Annotated in this window: 12 protein-coding genes; all 12 read right to left on the reverse strand. The window is 65.6% G+C overall.

Annotated features, from left to right (window positions below):
• Positions 1-72: 72 nt before the first annotated feature.
• The gene (gene infB / locus HL671_RS27345; RefSeq protein ID WP_011942584.1) at positions 73-2,838 is read right to left on the reverse strand and encodes a translation initiation factor IF-2; all 2,766 of its coding nucleotides are present in this window, start codon (positions 2,836-2,838) and stop codon (positions 73-75) included.
• Positions 2,839-2,914: 76 nt separating this feature from the next.
• Positions 2,915-3,628 (reverse strand): RNA-binding protein, encoded by a 714-nt coding sequence (locus HL671_RS27350; protein ID WP_172240491.1) that lies wholly within the window; start codon positions 3,626-3,628, stop codon positions 2,915-2,917.
• 69 nt (positions 3,629-3,697) lie between these two features.
• A complete protein-coding gene (gene nusA / locus HL671_RS27355) occupies positions 3,698-5,311 on the reverse strand; it encodes a transcription termination factor NusA (RefSeq protein WP_172240494.1) in 1,614 nt (537 codons plus the stop codon).
• 14 nt (positions 5,312-5,325) lie between these two features.
• Positions 5,326-6,087 carry a ribosome maturation factor RimP gene (gene rimP, locus HL671_RS27360; RefSeq protein ID WP_172240497.1) on the reverse strand — a complete coding sequence of 254 codons (762 nt, stop codon included), beginning with the start codon at positions 6,085-6,087 and terminating at the stop codon, positions 5,326-5,328.
• Between the two features lie 607 nt (positions 6,088-6,694).
• Positions 6,695-7,429, reverse strand: a complete 735-nt coding sequence (locus tag HL671_RS27365; RefSeq protein WP_011942580.1) for a tRNA (guanine(46)-N(7))-methyltransferase TrmB — start codon at positions 7,427-7,429, stop codon at positions 6,695-6,697.
• On the reverse strand, positions 7,426-8,556 hold the full coding sequence (locus HL671_RS27370; protein WP_172240500.1) for a M20 family metallopeptidase: 1,131 nt from the start codon (positions 8,554-8,556) through the stop codon (positions 7,426-7,428). Before HL671_RS27370 ends, HL671_RS27365 begins: the two co-directional genes overlap by 4 nt.
• Before the next feature lie 505 nt (positions 8,557-9,061).
• On the reverse strand, positions 9,062-9,478 hold the full coding sequence (locus tag HL671_RS27375) for a helix-turn-helix domain-containing protein (RefSeq protein WP_011942578.1): 417 nt from the start codon (positions 9,476-9,478) through the stop codon (positions 9,062-9,064).
• A gap of 233 nt (positions 9,479-9,711) precedes the next feature.
• Positions 9,712-11,322, reverse strand: a complete 1,611-nt coding sequence (gene lnt, locus HL671_RS27380) for an apolipoprotein N-acyltransferase (protein ID WP_172240503.1) — start codon at positions 11,320-11,322, stop codon at positions 9,712-9,714.
• The gene (locus HL671_RS27385; protein ID WP_011942576.1) at positions 11,319-12,479 is read right to left on the reverse strand and encodes a hemolysin family protein; all 1,161 of its coding nucleotides are present in this window, start codon (positions 12,477-12,479) and stop codon (positions 11,319-11,321) included. The genes lnt and HL671_RS27385 overlap by 4 nt, the downstream gene beginning before the upstream one ends.
• A 2-nt stretch (positions 12,480-12,481) precedes the next feature.
• Positions 12,482-12,991: an rRNA maturation RNase YbeY gene (gene ybeY / locus HL671_RS27390; RefSeq protein WP_011942575.1), complete on the reverse strand. Its 510-nt coding sequence runs from the start codon at positions 12,989-12,991 to the stop codon at positions 12,482-12,484.
• Positions 12,992-13,056: 65 nt separating this feature from the next.
• Positions 13,057-14,034, reverse strand: coding sequence for a PhoH family protein (locus HL671_RS27395; protein ID WP_049795278.1), 978 nt, complete (start codon positions 14,032-14,034; stop codon positions 13,057-13,059).
• A 64-nt stretch (positions 14,035-14,098) separates the two neighbouring features.
• Positions 14,099-15,499 (reverse strand): tRNA (N6-isopentenyl adenosine(37)-C2)-methylthiotransferase MiaB, encoded by a 1,401-nt coding sequence (miaB, locus tag HL671_RS27400; protein WP_172240506.1) that lies wholly within the window; start codon positions 15,497-15,499, stop codon positions 14,099-14,101.
• Positions 15,500-15,523: the final 24 nt, after the last annotated feature.

A 15,523-nucleotide genomic window follows, 5' to 3' on the forward strand; every position in this document is an offset into this window, starting at 1 on the left:
TGAGACTTGCGACTCCCCTCCGGGGAGGGGGTCGCAGCTCAGTCAAAACACAGCGCTCTGTAGGATTCGGACTTACAGCGAGCGCTGGATGGTCTCCACGCGATAACACTCGATGACGTCGCCGACACGCATGTCGCCGTAGCTCTCGAAGGCCATGCCGCATTCCTGGCCGGCCTGCACTTCCTTCACTTCGTCCTTGAAGCGCTTCAAGGTCGACAGCTTGCCCTCGTGAACCACGACGTTGTCGCGGATCAGGCGGACATTGGCGCCGCGCTCGACAGTGCCATCGGTGACGCGGCAGCCGGCGACCTTGCCGACCTTGGAGATGTTGAACACCTCCAGGATCTGCGCATTGCCGAGCATGGTTTCGCGCAGCGTCGGCGCAAGCAGGCCGCTCATCGCCTTCTTCACGTCATCCACGAGGTCGTAGATGATGTTGTAGTAGCGGATCTCGATGCCGTTGCGCTTGGCGAGTGCGGCCGCTTCCTTGTTGGCTCGCACCGAGAAGCCGATGATCGCGGCGTTGAAGCCTTCCGCGAGCGTCACGTCCGACTCGCTGATGCCGCCGACGCCGGCATGCAGGATGCGCGCGGCGACCTCGTCGGTGCCGAGCTTCTCCAGCGAGCCGAGAATGGCTTCCAGCGAGCCCTGCACGTCGGCCTTGATGACCAGCGGGAATTCCTTGCGGCCCGCGGTCTTCAATTGCGACATCATCTGCTCGAGCGAACCGCGCATGCCGGAGATCGAGGCTGCCGCGTTCTCGCGCTTCTGGTGTGCGCGATAGCTGGTGACCTGACGGGCACGGGCTTCGTTCTCGACCACGGCAAGACGGTCGCCGGCTTCCGGCGGACCGTTGAAGCCGAGCACCTCGACCGGCACCGACGGACCTGCCTCCTGCAACGTCTCGCCCTGATCCGAGATCAGCGCGCGGACGCGGCCCATCTCCGCGCCGGCGACGATGATGTCGCCGACCCGCAACGTGCCGCGCTGGACCAGCACGGTGGCGACCGGACCGCGGCCGCGATCGAGCTTGGCTTCGATCACGGTGCCCTCGGCCGGACGATCCGAATTGGTCTTGAGGTCGAGGATGTCGGCCTGCAGCGCGATCATCTCGAGCAGACGATCGAGGTTGGTCTTGTTCTTGGCCGAGACCTCGACGTCGACGACTTCGCCGCCCAGGGACTCGACCTGCACCTCGTGCTGCAGCAGCTCGGTGCGGACGCGATCGGGCCGTGCATCCGGCTTGTCGATCTTGTTGATCGCCACGATCATCGGCACCTTCGCCGCCTTGGCGTGGTTGATGGCCTCGATCGTCTGCGGCATGACGCCGTCATCGGCCGCGACCACCAGCACGACGATGTCGGTGACCTTGGCGCCGCGGGCGCGCATCGCGGTGAACGCGGCGTGGCCCGGCGTGTCGATGAAGGTGATCTTCTTGCCGGAATCCGGCGCCGTCACCTGATAGGCGCCGATGTGCTGGGTGATGCCGCCGGCTTCGCCGGACACCACGTTGGCATGGCGCAGCGCGTCGAGCAGCGAGGTCTTGCCGTGGTCGACATGGCCCATCACGGTCACGACCGGCGAGCGCGGCTCGGTGTCGGTCGAATCGTCGACGACGTCGAACAGGCCCTCTTCCACGTCCGAGGCGGCGACGCGCTTCACGCTGTGGCCGAGTTCCTCGGCGATCAGCTGTGCGGTGTCGGCGTCGATCACGTCGGTGATCTTGTGCATCGCGCCCTGGCGCATCAGCAGACGGATGACGTCGACCGCGCGCTCCGACATGCGGTTGGCGAGTTCCTGAATGGTGATCGCTTCCGGAATCGTCACCTCGCGGACCAGCTTCTCCTTCTGCTCATTGGCCGCATGGCCCTTGAGGCGCTGGGTGCGGCGGCGGAACGAGGCGATCGAGCGCTCGCGCACGTCGTCGGCGGTGAGCGCGGTGACGACGGTCAGGCGGCCGCGCTGCTTCTGCGGACCCGGCTTGTGCGTGGTCTTCGGCGGCGGCGCAGGACGCGCAGCGCCGCCGGGACCACGGCGGATCTGGCGCGGACCCTCATCATCCTCGGGACCTGCGGCAACGCCGGGCGCGCGGCCGAGCGGACCTGCGCCCGCGGGACGGGCGGCTGCAGGGCGTGCGCCGGCGGGCTGTGCCCCGCCGGGGCGCGCGCTGGTGCCGATCTGCTGTGGCCGGCTGCCCGGTGCGCCCTGCGGGCGACCTGGGGCTTGCGCCGGACGAGCGGGAGCTGTGACCGCGGCGGGCTGCTGCTGCGGCGCGGCGGTCGCCGGACGGGGCGCCTCGCCTTCACCGAACCGCTTCTTGGCCTCGAGCTCGGCCTTGCGCTTGGCTTCCTCTTCCTGACGGTGGCGCTCTTCCTCGGCCTTGCGGCGCGCCTCGGCAGCCTCGCGCTCGGCGCGTTCGGCGGCTTCGCGCTCGGCGCGGCGGCGGGCTTCCTCTTCGGCCTGACGGCGCTCTTCCATGTCGCGGACGCGCGCGTCGGCGAGCGCGCTGGCGCGGGCCGAACGCTCATCCTCGGTCAGGGTGCGCAGCACCACGCCGGATCCGCCGCGCTGCGAAGAGCCGGGACGGGGCCCTGACGGACGGTTGCTTGGCGGTGGTGGCGGCGGCGCCTTGGCGACGACCGGCTCCGGCGCATGCGGCGCATCGGGCGCCCCATCGCCGACGCGGCGCTTGGTGCCGCGCTTCTCGACCACTACCTGCTTGCTCCGGCCATGTGGGAAGCTCTGGCGTACCGTGCCAGTCTCGACGCGCGGCTTCAGCGTCAAGGTCTTGGTCGGGACACTCAGTTTCTTGTCGCCCGGAGTGTTGTTGTCGGCCATTCAGTCGTCCTAATCTCGTTACCAGCGTGCGGGTCTGCCGCACCGTCCCATTCGTGCAATCGTCGCGTATTCGTCGCTATGTCTTCGAAGTCGAAGCAGATTTCGTGGCCGCGGTTCCGGCAATCTTGTCAGCGTCGGCCGACCGGTATCGGACCAGAGTCTGGCTGCGCGACAGGAATGTCCTGCTCGCCGGGCCTGCGAGCACGGCAGCATGTATCACATTTGAGCGCCCAAGTGCCAAATCCAATTCTGCCGAAGTGAGGCAGCAGATGATCGGAAATGGCGGGGCTTGCCCCAGGTCCTCGTCATTCGACCGCACCAGGGCGTCGAGCTTGCGAATCCCATCGGCTGCGCCGTCCGAGGCATGAAGCAGGGCGGCCAATGCTGTCCGGGATTGCCGCTGCGACAGCGCCGCTTCCACCTTGGAGAATCCGGACACGACCTGGCCGGCCTTGGCAGCGATCCCCAGGGCCTCGATGGCGCTGCGGGCCAGCAGGGCCTCCAGATCGTCGGCCAGTGTCGGCTGGACGTGGACGTTCGCCTTGAAGCCCCGGCTGAAATGGTGACGCCGCACCGCTTCCGCAACCACCGGCTTTGACGCCGTGATCCACAATCCCCGTCCCGGCAGCTTGCGCTTGATGTCGGGCACGACCTCGCCCGACGGGCCGACCACGAAGCGGATCAGCTCCTCGATCGGCCGCACCTCGCGGCTGACCGCGCACATGCGCATGGTCGCGGACTTCTCGGTCCGCGGTCCATTGTCGAGCTCGGGGTCAGCCAAAGCGAGCATGTGGTGGTGCGGCTCCTCATCTCAAGCCAGCAGTATCGTGGCGGGTCTCATGGCGGCGTCCAGCATGGGTCAGGCAGGCTGTCCTTCGGAGGCGTCCTCGTCCTCGGCTTCCGGCTTGGCAATGTCGGCTTCGCTGATCCAGCCGGCCTTGACGCGGGCCTGCATGACCATGGCTTCGGCATCGTCGCGCGAAACCTCGAGGCCGTCGAGAATGCCGGCGTGCTTGGTCTGCTCGCCGCTATCCTTGCGCTCGGTCCAGCCGACCAGATCGTCGGTGGCGCAGCCGGCGAGGTCGTCGACGGTCTTGATGTCGTTCTCGCCGAACTTGACCAGCATCTTGGAGGTGACGCCGGGCACGGTCTTCACCGCGTCCTCGACGCCGAGCTCCTTGCGCTTGGCCTCGAGCTCGGCCTCCTGCTGCTCCAGGAACTCGCGGGCGCGGGTCTGCAGCTCGGTCGCGGTCTCCTCGTCGAAGCCCTCGATGCCGGCGAGATCCTTGAGATCGACCAGCGCCAATTCCTCGACCGAGGTGAAGCCTTCGGACGCCAGCAGCTGGCCGACGACCTCGTCGACATTGAGCGATTCCATGAAGACGCGGGTCGAGTTCTCGAAATCGGCCTGGCGACGCTCCGATTCCTCCTGCTCGGTCAGAATGTCGATGTCCCAGCCGGTCAGCTGCGACGCGAGGCGGACGTTCTGGCCGCGCCGGCCGATCGCCAGCGACAGCTGGTTGTTGGTGTCGGGCACGACGACTTCGATGCGCTCGCGGTCCTCGTCGATGACGACCTTGGCCACTTCGGCCGGCGCCAGCGCGTTGACCACGAAGGTCGCGATGTCGGGCGACCACGGGATGATGTCGATCTTCTCGCCCTGCAGCTCGTTCACCACGGCCTGCACGCGCGAGCCGCGCATACCGACGCAGGCGCCGACCGGGTCGACCGAGGAGTCGCGGGAGACGACGCCGATCTTGGCGCGCGAGCCGGGATCGCGGGCGACGGCCTTGATCTCGACGATGCCGTCATAGATCTCCGGCACTTCCTGCGCGAACAGCTTGGCCATGAACTGCGGATGGGTGCGCGACAGGAAGATCTGCGGCCCGCGGGTCTCGCGGCGGACGTCGAACACATAGGCGCGGACGCGATCGCCGTTGCGGAACACCTCGCGCGGCAGCATCTCGTCGCGGCGGATGATCGCCTCGCCGCGGCCGAGGTCGAGGATCACGCTGCCATATTCGACACGCTTGACGACGCCGTTGACGATGTCGCCGATGCGGTCCTTGAACTCCTGGTACTGCCGGTCGCGCTCGGCCTCGCGCACCTTCTGCACGATCACCTGCTTGGCCGACTGCGCGGCGATGCGGCCATATTCCAGCGGCGGCAGCGTGTCGGCGATGGTGTCGCCGATCTGCGCGCCCGGATTGGCGCGGCGCGCGTCATCCAGCGAGATCTGGTTGGAGGGGTTCTCGACCTTTTCGACGACCAGCATATGGCGCGACAGCCGGAGCTCGCCTTTGCGCGGGTCGATCTCGGCGTGAACGTCAGTCTCGCTGCCATAGCGGGCGCGGGCGGCCTTGGCGATCGCGTCTTCCATGGCGGCGATCACGATGCCGCGGTCGATCGACTTCTCGCGCGCGACGGCGTCGGCGATCTGCAGCAGTTCCAACCGGTTGGCGCTGACGGCCATGGCTCAAATCTCCTCTAATCAGGATCGATCTCGCCTCTGCGCGCGCGATCGGCGGCGAGGCGATGTTTCTTGGTGTTGGTCGGCTGCGGCTTCTTCGCCGCCTGGCCGTCTTTCAATTTCGGTTTCGGCTTGGCCTGGGCCGCAGGCTTGGCGTGCGGCGCCAGCGGCGGGGCAAGCCCGAGGTCGCGCTTCTTCTCGCGCTCGGCCGCCTTGCCGCGGCGCATCGACTCGGCGATCAACTCGTCGGTCAGCACCAGCTTGGCGTCGCCGATGTCGGTCATCGGTAGCACGACGCTCGGGTCTTGGTCTTTCGCCACGTCGTCGCGGGTGATGCACACGCCGTCGCCGTCGAGCCCGGTGATGATGCCGCGGAAGCGTTTGCGGTTCTGATGCGCCACCGCCATCTCGATCTTGACGAGATGGCCGATGTGGCGCTCGAAATCGGTGCGGCGGACCAGCGGTCGGTCGATGCCCGGCGAGGAGATCTCAAGCCGATAGGCGCGATCGATCGGGTCGGCGATGTCCAGCACCGGCGACAGCGCCCGCGACACCGCCTCGCAATCCTCGATCTGCATCGTGCCGTCGGGACGTTCGGCCATGACCTGGACGGTGCAGCCGGCCTCGCCGGAGATGCGGATCCGGACCAGGCGGTAACCCATTCCCTGCAGCACCGGCTCGGCCACCGCGGCCACGCGCGCGGCGACACCCGGCTCGACCACGAGACGGGGCTCGGTCAGAAGATCGGTGTCAGCGGCTGCGAACGTGGGTTCAGTCATCAAGGGGTCGATCGCGTGTCTTGCTTGCGGCCATTCTGCCGGCTCGATCGCGTTCACCGGACCAAATCGCCTCGCGGCGGAGCGATCCAGGTAACAAAAAAGAGCGGGTCCGGAAGGGCCCACCCTCACTACGCGATCGTATATGAGATGATGTTTGATGCGGCTCATATAGCCGCTTTGCGGGCTGACGGCAAGGGTCGTATCGGCCCAGGAAGGGTGGAACTGCGAAATTGCCGGCCCGCCGCGGCCGTCCTTCGGCCCATCGCCTCAACCAGGGTGCTGCGGACATTCCCGACAAATAACTGGCCGTTCACCAAGATTGAATAAAATTGAAGGAGAGGATTTGCCCGGCTCAGGCCAAAAGCGAGCGGGCTGAAATGAGGCGGGTCGCCTCGTCTTGCTGTGGCCGTCATGGGCTGAGTTCGGCACTGGGGCGGCGGGGACGACCGGAGTGCGCTCCGAGGCTCCGATCCCGCTTCGCCGACGGCCGAACGCTGTGCAACGGCAGTCCGGTCGTCTGCGGGCCTATGCGCGCCTGCGGTCATCGACGAGCAAGTGGCCGCGTTCTCGGCGCGGCGACGCCGGTCGGCGCGCGGACAATGGCTGATCAGCGTCGCCTGAAAATGAGATAGTTCGCGACCCGGCCCTCGCGCATCGCCTTGCGGCCATAGCGCGTCATTGTGTAGCCGTTCCATGGCAGGCGCCAATCGTCAGCGCGCTCCGCAGTCCAGGCGAAGTCGGGTGAGCGCAGCAGATGCCACAAGGTCCATGCGCAATAATCGGCGATGTCGCTGACGAAGCGGAATTCGCCACCAGGTTTCAGGGCTCGCGCCATCGCGGCGATCGTCGCTTCTTGCACGAAGCGTCGTTTCCAATGGCGCCGCTTCGGCCAGGGATCTGGATGGATCAGATCGATCCGCTGAACCGAGCTCGGCGGCAGCCAGGCAAGCAGTTCGGCTGCATCGCCCGCGAGCAGCCTGACATTGCCGATATTGTCGGCCTCGATCGTCGCAAGGATCTTGGCCATGCCGTTGATATAGGGTTCGCAGCCGATGAACCCGGTTCGTGGATAGGCCTTTGCTTCGGCCGCGAGATGCTCGCCGCCGCCGAATCCGATCTCGATCCGCAGGTCATCGATCGGCGGATCGAACAACGCCGGCAGCACGGCATCAGCAGGCGAAGCAAGATCAAGGGCGAGATGGGGAAGCAGGTTTCCCATCAGATCGGCCTGATGCGCACGAAGCTTGTGGCCTTTGCGCCGTCCAAAGAAGGAGCCCTGACGGTGCGAAGCCTCGGTGTCGGCGTGATCGTGATCGACGGGCATGATGGTCGCAGTACTCATCGCAGGGTTTGATAGAGACGGTGGAGGAGGCGCGTCCGCGGCTCGATCGAGGAGATGTACATCTGCTCGTAATGCGTATGTGCGCCCTTGCCGTCGACGCCGAGCCCGTCCAAGGTCGCCGTGAACGGCGCGGTGAAGTTGCCGTCGGAGCCGCCGCCGGTGATGGTGTCGACAAGCTCGAAGCCGATCTCTTCGGCGAGCGAGCGCGCATGTTCGAACAGCGCAGCACCGGCGTTGCCCTTGACGTAAGGCGGGCGGTTGACGCCGCCGGTCACTTCGACGCTGACGCCCTCGCTGCGCGACATCAGGCCGAGGATCTTCGGCACGATCTCCTCGGCGTCTGCTGGCGTCGGCAGGCGCGCATCGACCTCTGCATAGGCTTCCTCGGCGATCACATTTGGACGCGTGCCGCCGCGGACGACGCCGACATTCACCGTGATGCCGCGCTCAAGATCATTGAGAGCTTCAAGCGCGTGAATCACGTTGGCGAGTTCGCGGATCGCACTGCGTCCATCCTGCGGCCGCGCACCGGCATGGGCCGGAACGCCGCGGATGGTGACATCGAAACGCGCCACGCCTTTGCGGCCGGTGACGATCCTGCCGCCGTCGCGCGCCGGCTCGGTTACCAGCACGTATTTGGCCTTGCGGCCCTCCTCTTCGATCAGTACGCGCGAGGTCGGGCTGCCGATCTCCTCGTCGGAGACGAACAAATGAGTAATGCCGAGGGGCGATCGCTCTCCGGTCAAACAGAGATGACGAAACGCATGATAAGCAAGGTAGGCGCCGCCCTTCATGTCGTAGATGCCCGGCCCGAAAGCGACGTCGCCGTCGATCGAAAACGGCAGGCGCCGAAGAAAGCCGATGGGATGCACCGTATCGAGATGGCTGAGGATCAGGATTCCCGGCTCCTGCTGGCCCCAGCCCGACCGGGCGATCAGGTGGTCGCCGCAGCCGTCCCGGCCGGCTACGCGCTCGACCACTGCGTCCAGCCCGCGATAGCCCTCGGCAACCAAAGAGACCAATTGATTGATCTGATCGGGGGCTTCGGTGGGTGTTTCAATCTCCACCCATTGGCGGATGCCATCGAGGATTGTTCGGCTATCGAACGGATTGGTCGGGACGGTCATGTGTGTCGGCTTGTCGGGTGTCTAACTTTAGGGGATCCGATCGCTGGAAAGAGGCTGACCGCTGCGAGCTGCCAATGCATGCGCCAGCGGTCAACCTCTTGGTCCACATGCGCACAAAACGGCCGGACGCGCGACCCTGATTTCCGCCCGTTCGGCTCCAGCTGCGAGCGCGACGATCGGATTTTCCTATCGACCGTTTTGATTTTCAGAATGAAGATTGCGAAGAGGCGGCACGGGCTTCGCTGACAGCGGCCGTGCTCGGAAGACTGACATTCGGCTCGTGATGGTCGGTTAGTAGATCGAACGACCTCGCTGTTCGCCAGGACCGTACGTCGAACTCACCGGAGCCAGTCACATGTTCTGAAATCGAGACCCTGCCGGAGCGGGGCGCCGGACGTGTCGTCAGTCCGGCATGAAGCCAAATGTCTGATTTGTCGCGATTTCGTTCCGAAGTTCCGATGAGGAGGATGTTGCCGCCCGATCGGAACTTCAATCTCGGTGGGGTTCAGGCGTCATCTTCCGGCGCTTCGCGATCAGCAATCTGCTCGACAAGGTCGACGATGCTGCGACGAAGCTTGGAGTCGTGAATCCGCGTGAACGCGCGGGTCAATGCCAGCCCTTCGGAAGTTGCCAGAAAATCTGACACATAGGCCGGAGAGGCGCCGTCGAAGGGCTCGCCATTGGTGCTGCCGCTCGGGACGCCTTCAAACAGGAAGGAGACCGGAATCTGCAGAACCTCAGAAATTTGCTGAATACGGCTAGCGCCGACACGATTGGTGCCTTTTTCGTACTTCTGGATCTGTTGGAAAGTAAGCCCGAGAGCCTCACCAAGCTTTTCTTGGCTCATACCCAACATGATACGGCGCATCCGCACCCGGCTGCCAACATGCTTGTCAACAGGGTTGGGCGCTTTCGTCGACATCTCTCAACTCCCTAGAAATCAGGTCCCGGAACGAGGCGCTTGCAGTATGCCTCAGGCACTCACGCCGTCAATTTATGCTCGCATGTCCTACTAACTAGGACGGTCGAGCAGCAAATTGAGCGGATCATGCTGCCGCGCGAGAATGCGAATTGCAGCACGCCTCTGTCAACACTTGGAGTTTTACTTGTCGAAAAAAATCTTACGATGTCGGAAAGAATCGGGATTAGGCGCTGTCAGGGACGCTTTTCAGCAACACGCCGGCGCACAACGGTGCCCAGAGCGATCACTAACAGGATGATCGCCGGGATATCGCCGGCCTTGGCGTAGATCGTCGGCCGCAAGGCCGCTGGCAGCGCCGCGTCGAGTATGCCCTCTGCGCCGAGCGGCAACTGCGCGATAATGCGGCCGACGGGATCGATCACAGCAGATATGCCAGTGTTCGCGGATCGAACTAATGGAAGGCCTTGCTCGATTGCGCGCCATTGCGCTTGTTGTAGATGCTGATGAGGACCGGTCGAAATACCGAACCAGCCATCGTTCGTCAGGTTGACGATCCAGCCCGGTCGCTCGTCCGATCCGCTGATATCGCCCGGGAAAATGGCCTCATAGCAGATCAAAGGAAGAACACGCGGTGCGTGTGGCACCTCGAGGTTGCGCCTAGCTGTCCCGGCGATGAAGCCGCCCTGCACCCTTGTCAGTTGCTCAAGACCGATCCGCTCCATCAGGTCCTGGAACGGCAAGTACTCGCCGAAGGGGACGAGATGAAGCTTATCGTAGTATGACAACACGCTGCCGTCGTGATCGATGACGTAGATCGAATTGTAGGCGCGGGTGATCGGGCCATTGCGCGGGCCGTCGGGGGCGCGCACCGAACCGGTGATCAGTACTGTGTCCGGGGCCAGCAGATCAGCGATCTGGGCCATCGCGTCCGCCTCGCGCGTAAGGAAGAACGGAAACGCCGATTCGGGCCAGATCAAGATGTTGGTGTCGCGCACACCGGTGGAGTTCGGCCCGGAGGCGCGATCCGACAGAGCCAGATAGCGCCGCATCACGTCGGCCTTGGCGCCATAGTTGAATTTCACGTCCTGCTGCAGGTTCGGCTGCATGATCCGGAGTTTGAGATCGCGGACCAGGGACGTCGGGTGCTGGGCGAGCCGGATCGCGCCGAATCCGCCCATCAGGACGAGCACGGCCGCCGCCGCCGCTGGCAGATGCCAGCCGTCGCGCCATCTCTTGCCGTCGATCAGCACCGCGGGGCTTGCGAAGATCGCAACGGCCAGGAAGGTCATCCCCCACAGCCCGATCAGCGATGCCGATTGCGCCAAGGCGAGCGGCTGAGACAGCGCGTAGCCGAACGTATTCCAGGGAAAGCCGGTAAGCGCGTGGCCGCGCAGCCATTCGCTCGCTGTCAAGCAGACGGCCAGCGCCAGGATCCGTGTCGGCCCGCGGGTCCATATCGACCGCGCCAGGGCGAAGCCAAGGGCGTGGAAGAGGGCGAGATAGGCCGGCAGGCCGAGGACGGCGAACGGCATCAGCCAGGCGAAGGTCTCGGCATCGACCAGGAACGCGTTGCCGATCCAGTACAGGCCGGGCACGAAATAGCCCATGCCGAAGCAGAAGCCCGTCAACGCAGCGGCTGGTATGCCACGGCGCGCGCCTGCCGCGGCGCCGTCGATCAGCCAGACCACCACAGGAAAGCTGATCGCCAGCACCGGCCAGGCGTTGAACGGCGCCATGGCCAGCGCCGACAGCGCACCGGCCGCGACGGCGATCGCTGCGCGTTTCCAGCCCCAGGCCAGCACGACGCCGAGCGCGATGCCCCGAATCGACGAAGGGCGGATCACTGCGGGCTGGCTCCGTCGGTTGCGGGCGGATTGTCGTCGTCGGCGCCCGGCGGCTTGCCGCCCTCGGCGGCCCGCGGCGGCTCGATCACCTCATTGCTCTCGCCGGAGGCTTCGCCGCGACGCCGGCTCTCGCGCGGTGGACGCGGGACGGGTCGCTCCTTGCGCGGCGCGATGCGCAGCCGCTTGACCCGGCGCGGATCGGCATCCAGCACCTCGACCTCGAAATTGCCGGGGCCGGAAATCAGCTCGCCACGCACCGGCAAGCGGCCGACATGGTTCACCAGGTAGCCACCGAGCGTCTCAACGCCTTCGCCGGCCTCGCCGGTTACGAACTCCTCGCCGATCACCCGGCGCACATCGTCGAGGCTGGCGCGGGCATCGGCGATGAAGGCGTTGTCGGCCTGTCGCATGATCGCCGGCGGCTCGTCGCTGTCATGCTCGTCATCGATCTCGCCGACGATCTGCTCGACGATGTCCTCGATCGAAACCAGCCCGTCGGTGCCGCCATATTCGTCCACGACGAGTGCGAGATGGATGCGCGAGGCCTGCATCTGCGCCAGCAGGTCGATCGCGCGCATCGAGGGCGGCACGTAGAGCAGCTTGCGGATGATGTTGGCCTCGAACAGCGGCATCGCGAGATCGACGGTCTTGAGATCGAGGCCCGCGGGCAGCGGCTTCTTGCGTCTGGCCTTCGCCTCGTCGGAGACGCGGGCCTGCGCCGTCATGAAGGCCAGCAGGTCGCGGATGTGGACCATGCCCTCGGGATCGTCCAGCGTGTCGTTGTAGACGACGAGCCGCGAGTGCGACGCGCTTTCGAACAGGCTCATCAGCTCGCCAAGCGGGATATCACGCCTGACCGCGACGATGTCGGCGCGATGCACCATCACGTCGGCGATGCGCCGCTCGTGCAGGTCGAGGATGTTGCGCAGGAGCGTGCGCTCGACCGCAGAGAAGCCGATGTCATCCGGCGTCGAGGCGTCGAGCACGACCTGCAGGTCATCGCGTACCGACCCGCCGCCCTTCCAGCCGAACAAATTGCGCAGCGCCCGCAACAGCCAGTTCTCGCTCGGCGAACGGCCGAGCTCGGCCGGCGGGACCACGGCCGGCAGGTTGCGCGTCTGGCGCGGATTGTCGTGAATGGGCTCGGAATCGGCCATGGTCAGTCCAACCGCTCGCGGTCGGCATAGGGATCGGGGACGCCGAGATGCGCCAGGATCTCGGTCTCCAGCGCCTCCATCTCCTCAGCCTCGGCATCGCTCTCATGATCGTAGCCGATCAGGTGCAGGAAGCCGTGCACAGTGAGGTGGCTGAGATGGTGGTCGAACGGCTTCTGCTCCTCGTCGGCCTCGCGGCGCATCGTCTCATAGGCGATCGCGATGTCGCCGAGCATTCGCGGCGCGTCATCGTCGCCGCGGGGCCCGGTCGGCTGCAGCGCCGGAAATGACAGCACGTTGGTCGGCTTGTCGATGCCGCGCCAATTGCTGTTCAAGGTGCGGATGCCGGCATCGTCCGTCAGCATCACCGCGATCTCGGCGTCGCCGACCTCGGCGTCGACCCTTTCCGCGGCGGCGAGGATCGCGCGATGTATGACGTCCTCGGCGTCGGGCTGGTCCTGCCAGCAGTCGGCCGCGATGATCACCTCGGTGGTTGGAATGGGACTTTGTGGCATCCTGGTCGATATCTGTGCGGATGGCGCGCTCATGTCATGCGCCGATCGGCGTGCTTGCTCTCGCGTCAGCGGGCTTTCGGCCCCTCATAGGCGGCGACGATGCGGGCCACCAATTCGTGACGAATGACGTCCTCGCCGGTGAACCTGACCTGGGCGATTCCCTCGACCCCCTCCAGCAGGCGCGCAGCCTCGGCGAGGCCCGACGTCTGGCCGTTGGGCAGGTCGACCTGTGACGGGTCGCCGGTGATGATCATGCGGCTGTTCTCGCCGAGCCGGGTCAGGAACATCTTCATCTGCATCGATGTGGTGTTCTGGGCTTCGTCGAGGATGATCGCGGCATTGGTCAGCGTGCGTCCGCGCATGAAGGCGAGCGGCGCGATCTCGATCTCGCCGGCCTGCAGCGCGCGCTCCACGATTCGCGCATCCATCAGGTCATACAGCGCGTCGTAGATCGGACGCAGATACGGATCGACCTTCTCGCGCAGATCGCCCGGCAGGAAGCCGAGCCGCTCGCCGGCCTCGACGGCGGGACGCGACAGGATGATGCGATCGACTTCCTTGCGCTCGAACAGCTGCGCGGCATGGGCGACCGCGAGCCAGGTCTTGCCCGTGCCGGCCGGGCCGATGCCGAACACCAGTTCGTGGCGCTTGAGCGCGCGAATGTAGGAATCCTGCGCGGCGGTGCGGGCGCGGACCGGCCGCTTGCGCAGGTTGATGCTCTCGAAGGCGTTCTTGGCGCCCTTGGCGTCAAACTCGAACAGCGAGCCCTGGGCGACGACGGCGCGGATCGCGCCCTCGACGTCGCCCTGAGACAGATCCTGGCCCTGCACCGCCTGCGTATACAGCGATTCCAGCACCCGCCGCGCTGCGTCGCAGCCGTCGCGTGAGCCGCCGATGGTGATGTGATTGCCGCGGGAGTCGACAACGACGCCGAGCCGGCGTTCGACCAGCGCCAGATTCTGGCCGTAGGGGCCGACCAGGGCGGACGCGGCGCGGTTGTCGTCGAAGTCGATGACGACCTGGGTCTCGGGGGGCATGGACATGTCGCGGTCGAACTTGCGGCTGGGAGCGAGGGAAGATGAATCCGATGCGCTCTTGGGCAAGTGCTCAGCCTCCGATGAACACAAGGGGAGTGGCGGCGCCCGCAACCGGAGCCGCTGTTGCTACAAGCTCGCCAAGCAGGCTGTAGCGTTCAAGACTGTCGATTCGAACCGGCAGGACCTGGCCGATGATGTTGTCGGGCGCCATCACATGGGCCGGCTGCAGATAGGCCGTCCGTCCCACCAATTGACCGGGCTTGCGCGCGGCCCGCTCGAACAACACGTCCACGACCGTGCCGATCGCAGCCTTGTTGAAGGCCGCTTGCTGGCTGTCGATCAAGCTCTGGAGGCGCTCCAATCGCTCGTCCATCTCGGTCGCTGACACCATCTCCTGCATGTCCGCCGCCGGAGTGCCCGGGCGCGGCGAATATTTGAAAGAATAGGCTGCAGCGTAGCCGATTTGCGCGATGAGCGCGAGGGTGGCGCGAAAATCTTCCTCGGTTTCGCCCGGGAACCCGACGATGAAGTCCGAAGAGAATGCAATATCCGGCCGCGCCGCGCGAAAACGGTCGACAACTTTCCGATAATCGGACGCACCATGTTTACGGTTCATCAGGCCGAGGATCCGGTCAGAACCGGACTGCACCGGCAGATGTACGAACGGCATCACCGATGCGAGATCGCGATGGGCGGCGATCAGGCTGTCATCGACGTCATTGGGGTGGCTGGTCGAATAGCGGATCCGCGCCACGCCGGGGATCTCGGCAATGCCGTAGAGCAGGCGGCCGAGCGTCCAGGTGCTGCCGTCCGGCGCTTCACCGTGATAGGCGTTGACGTTCTGGCCGATCAGCGTGATCTCGCGGACGCCGTTCTCGGTCAGCCGCGTCACCTCGTCGAGGATGCGCGCCACCGGACGCGACATCTCGCTGCCGCGCGTATAGGGCACCACGCAGAAGGTGCAGAACTTGTCGCATCCCTCCTGCACGGTCACGAAGGCGGAGACGCCGCGGGCGCGAATGGCCTCGCGGCTCGGCCTGGCCAGGAAGCCGAACTTGTCCTCGGCCGGAAACTCAGTCTCGATCGCCGGCTCGCCACGGCCGGCGCGGGCAAGCAGTTCGGGCAGATGGTGATAGCTCTGCGGTCCGACCACGACGTCGACGGTCGGGGCACGGGTGACGATCTCGGCGCCCTCGGCCTGGGCCACACAACCGGCGACCGCAATCTGCATCGCGCGGCCTTGGCGCGCCGCCTCCTCCTTCGCCACCCGCAGCCGCCCGAGCTCCGAATAGACCTTTTCGGAGGCCTTCTCCCGGATATGGCAGGTGTTGAGGATCACCAGATCGGCGTCGCCCGCCTCGGCGGTCTCGACGAAGCCCTCAGCGCCCAGCGTGTCCACCATGCGCTGGGCATCGTAGACATTCATCTGGCAGCCATAGGACTTGATGTGCAGCTTCCGCGGCGGCGTCATGAACCCTTGCATGCGATCGGGAGC

It is taken from the genome of Bradyrhizobium denitrificans (assembly GCF_013179005.1).
GTDB lineage: Bacteria > Pseudomonadota > Alphaproteobacteria > Rhizobiales > Xanthobacteraceae > Bradyrhizobium > Bradyrhizobium denitrificans.

Bases quoted from the DNA above. Each gene is read 5' to 3' on its own strand.
- infB (WP_011942584.1), bottom strand. From the start codon at position 2,838: ATGGCCGACAACAACACTCCGGGCGACAAGAAACTGAGTGTCCCGACC.
- HL671_RS27375 (WP_011942578.1), bottom strand. From the start codon at position 9,478: ATGTCGACGAAAGCGCCCAACCCTGTTGACAAGCATGTTGGCAGCCGG.
- ybeY (WP_011942575.1), bottom strand. From the start codon at position 12,991: ATGCCACAAAGTCCCATTCCAACCACCGAGGTGATCATCGCGGCCGAC.
- HL671_RS27370 (WP_172240500.1), bottom strand. From the start codon at position 8,556: ATGACCGTCCCGACCAATCCGTTCGATAGCCGAACAATCCTCGATGGC.
- HL671_RS27365 (WP_011942580.1), bottom strand. From the start codon at position 7,429: ATGAGTACTGCGACCATCATGCCCGTCGATCACGATCACGCCGACACC.
- miaB (WP_172240506.1), bottom strand. From the start codon at position 15,499: ATGACGCCGCCGCGGAAGCTGCACATCAAGTCCTATGGCTGCCAGATG.
- HL671_RS27350 (WP_172240491.1), bottom strand. From the start codon at position 3,628: ATGCTCGCTTTGGCTGACCCCGAGCTCGACAATGGACCGCGGACCGAG.
- rimP (WP_172240497.1), bottom strand. From the start codon at position 6,087: ATGACTGAACCCACGTTCGCAGCCGCTGACACCGATCTTCTGACCGAG.
- HL671_RS27395 (WP_049795278.1), bottom strand. From the start codon at position 14,034: ATGTCCATGCCCCCCGAGACCCAGGTCGTCATCGACTTCGACGACAAC.
- nusA (WP_172240494.1), bottom strand. From the start codon at position 5,311: ATGGCCGTCAGCGCCAACCGGTTGGAACTGCTGCAGATCGCCGACGCC.
- HL671_RS27385 (WP_011942576.1), bottom strand. From the start codon at position 12,479: ATGGCCGATTCCGAGCCCATTCACGACAATCCGCGCCAGACGCGCAAC.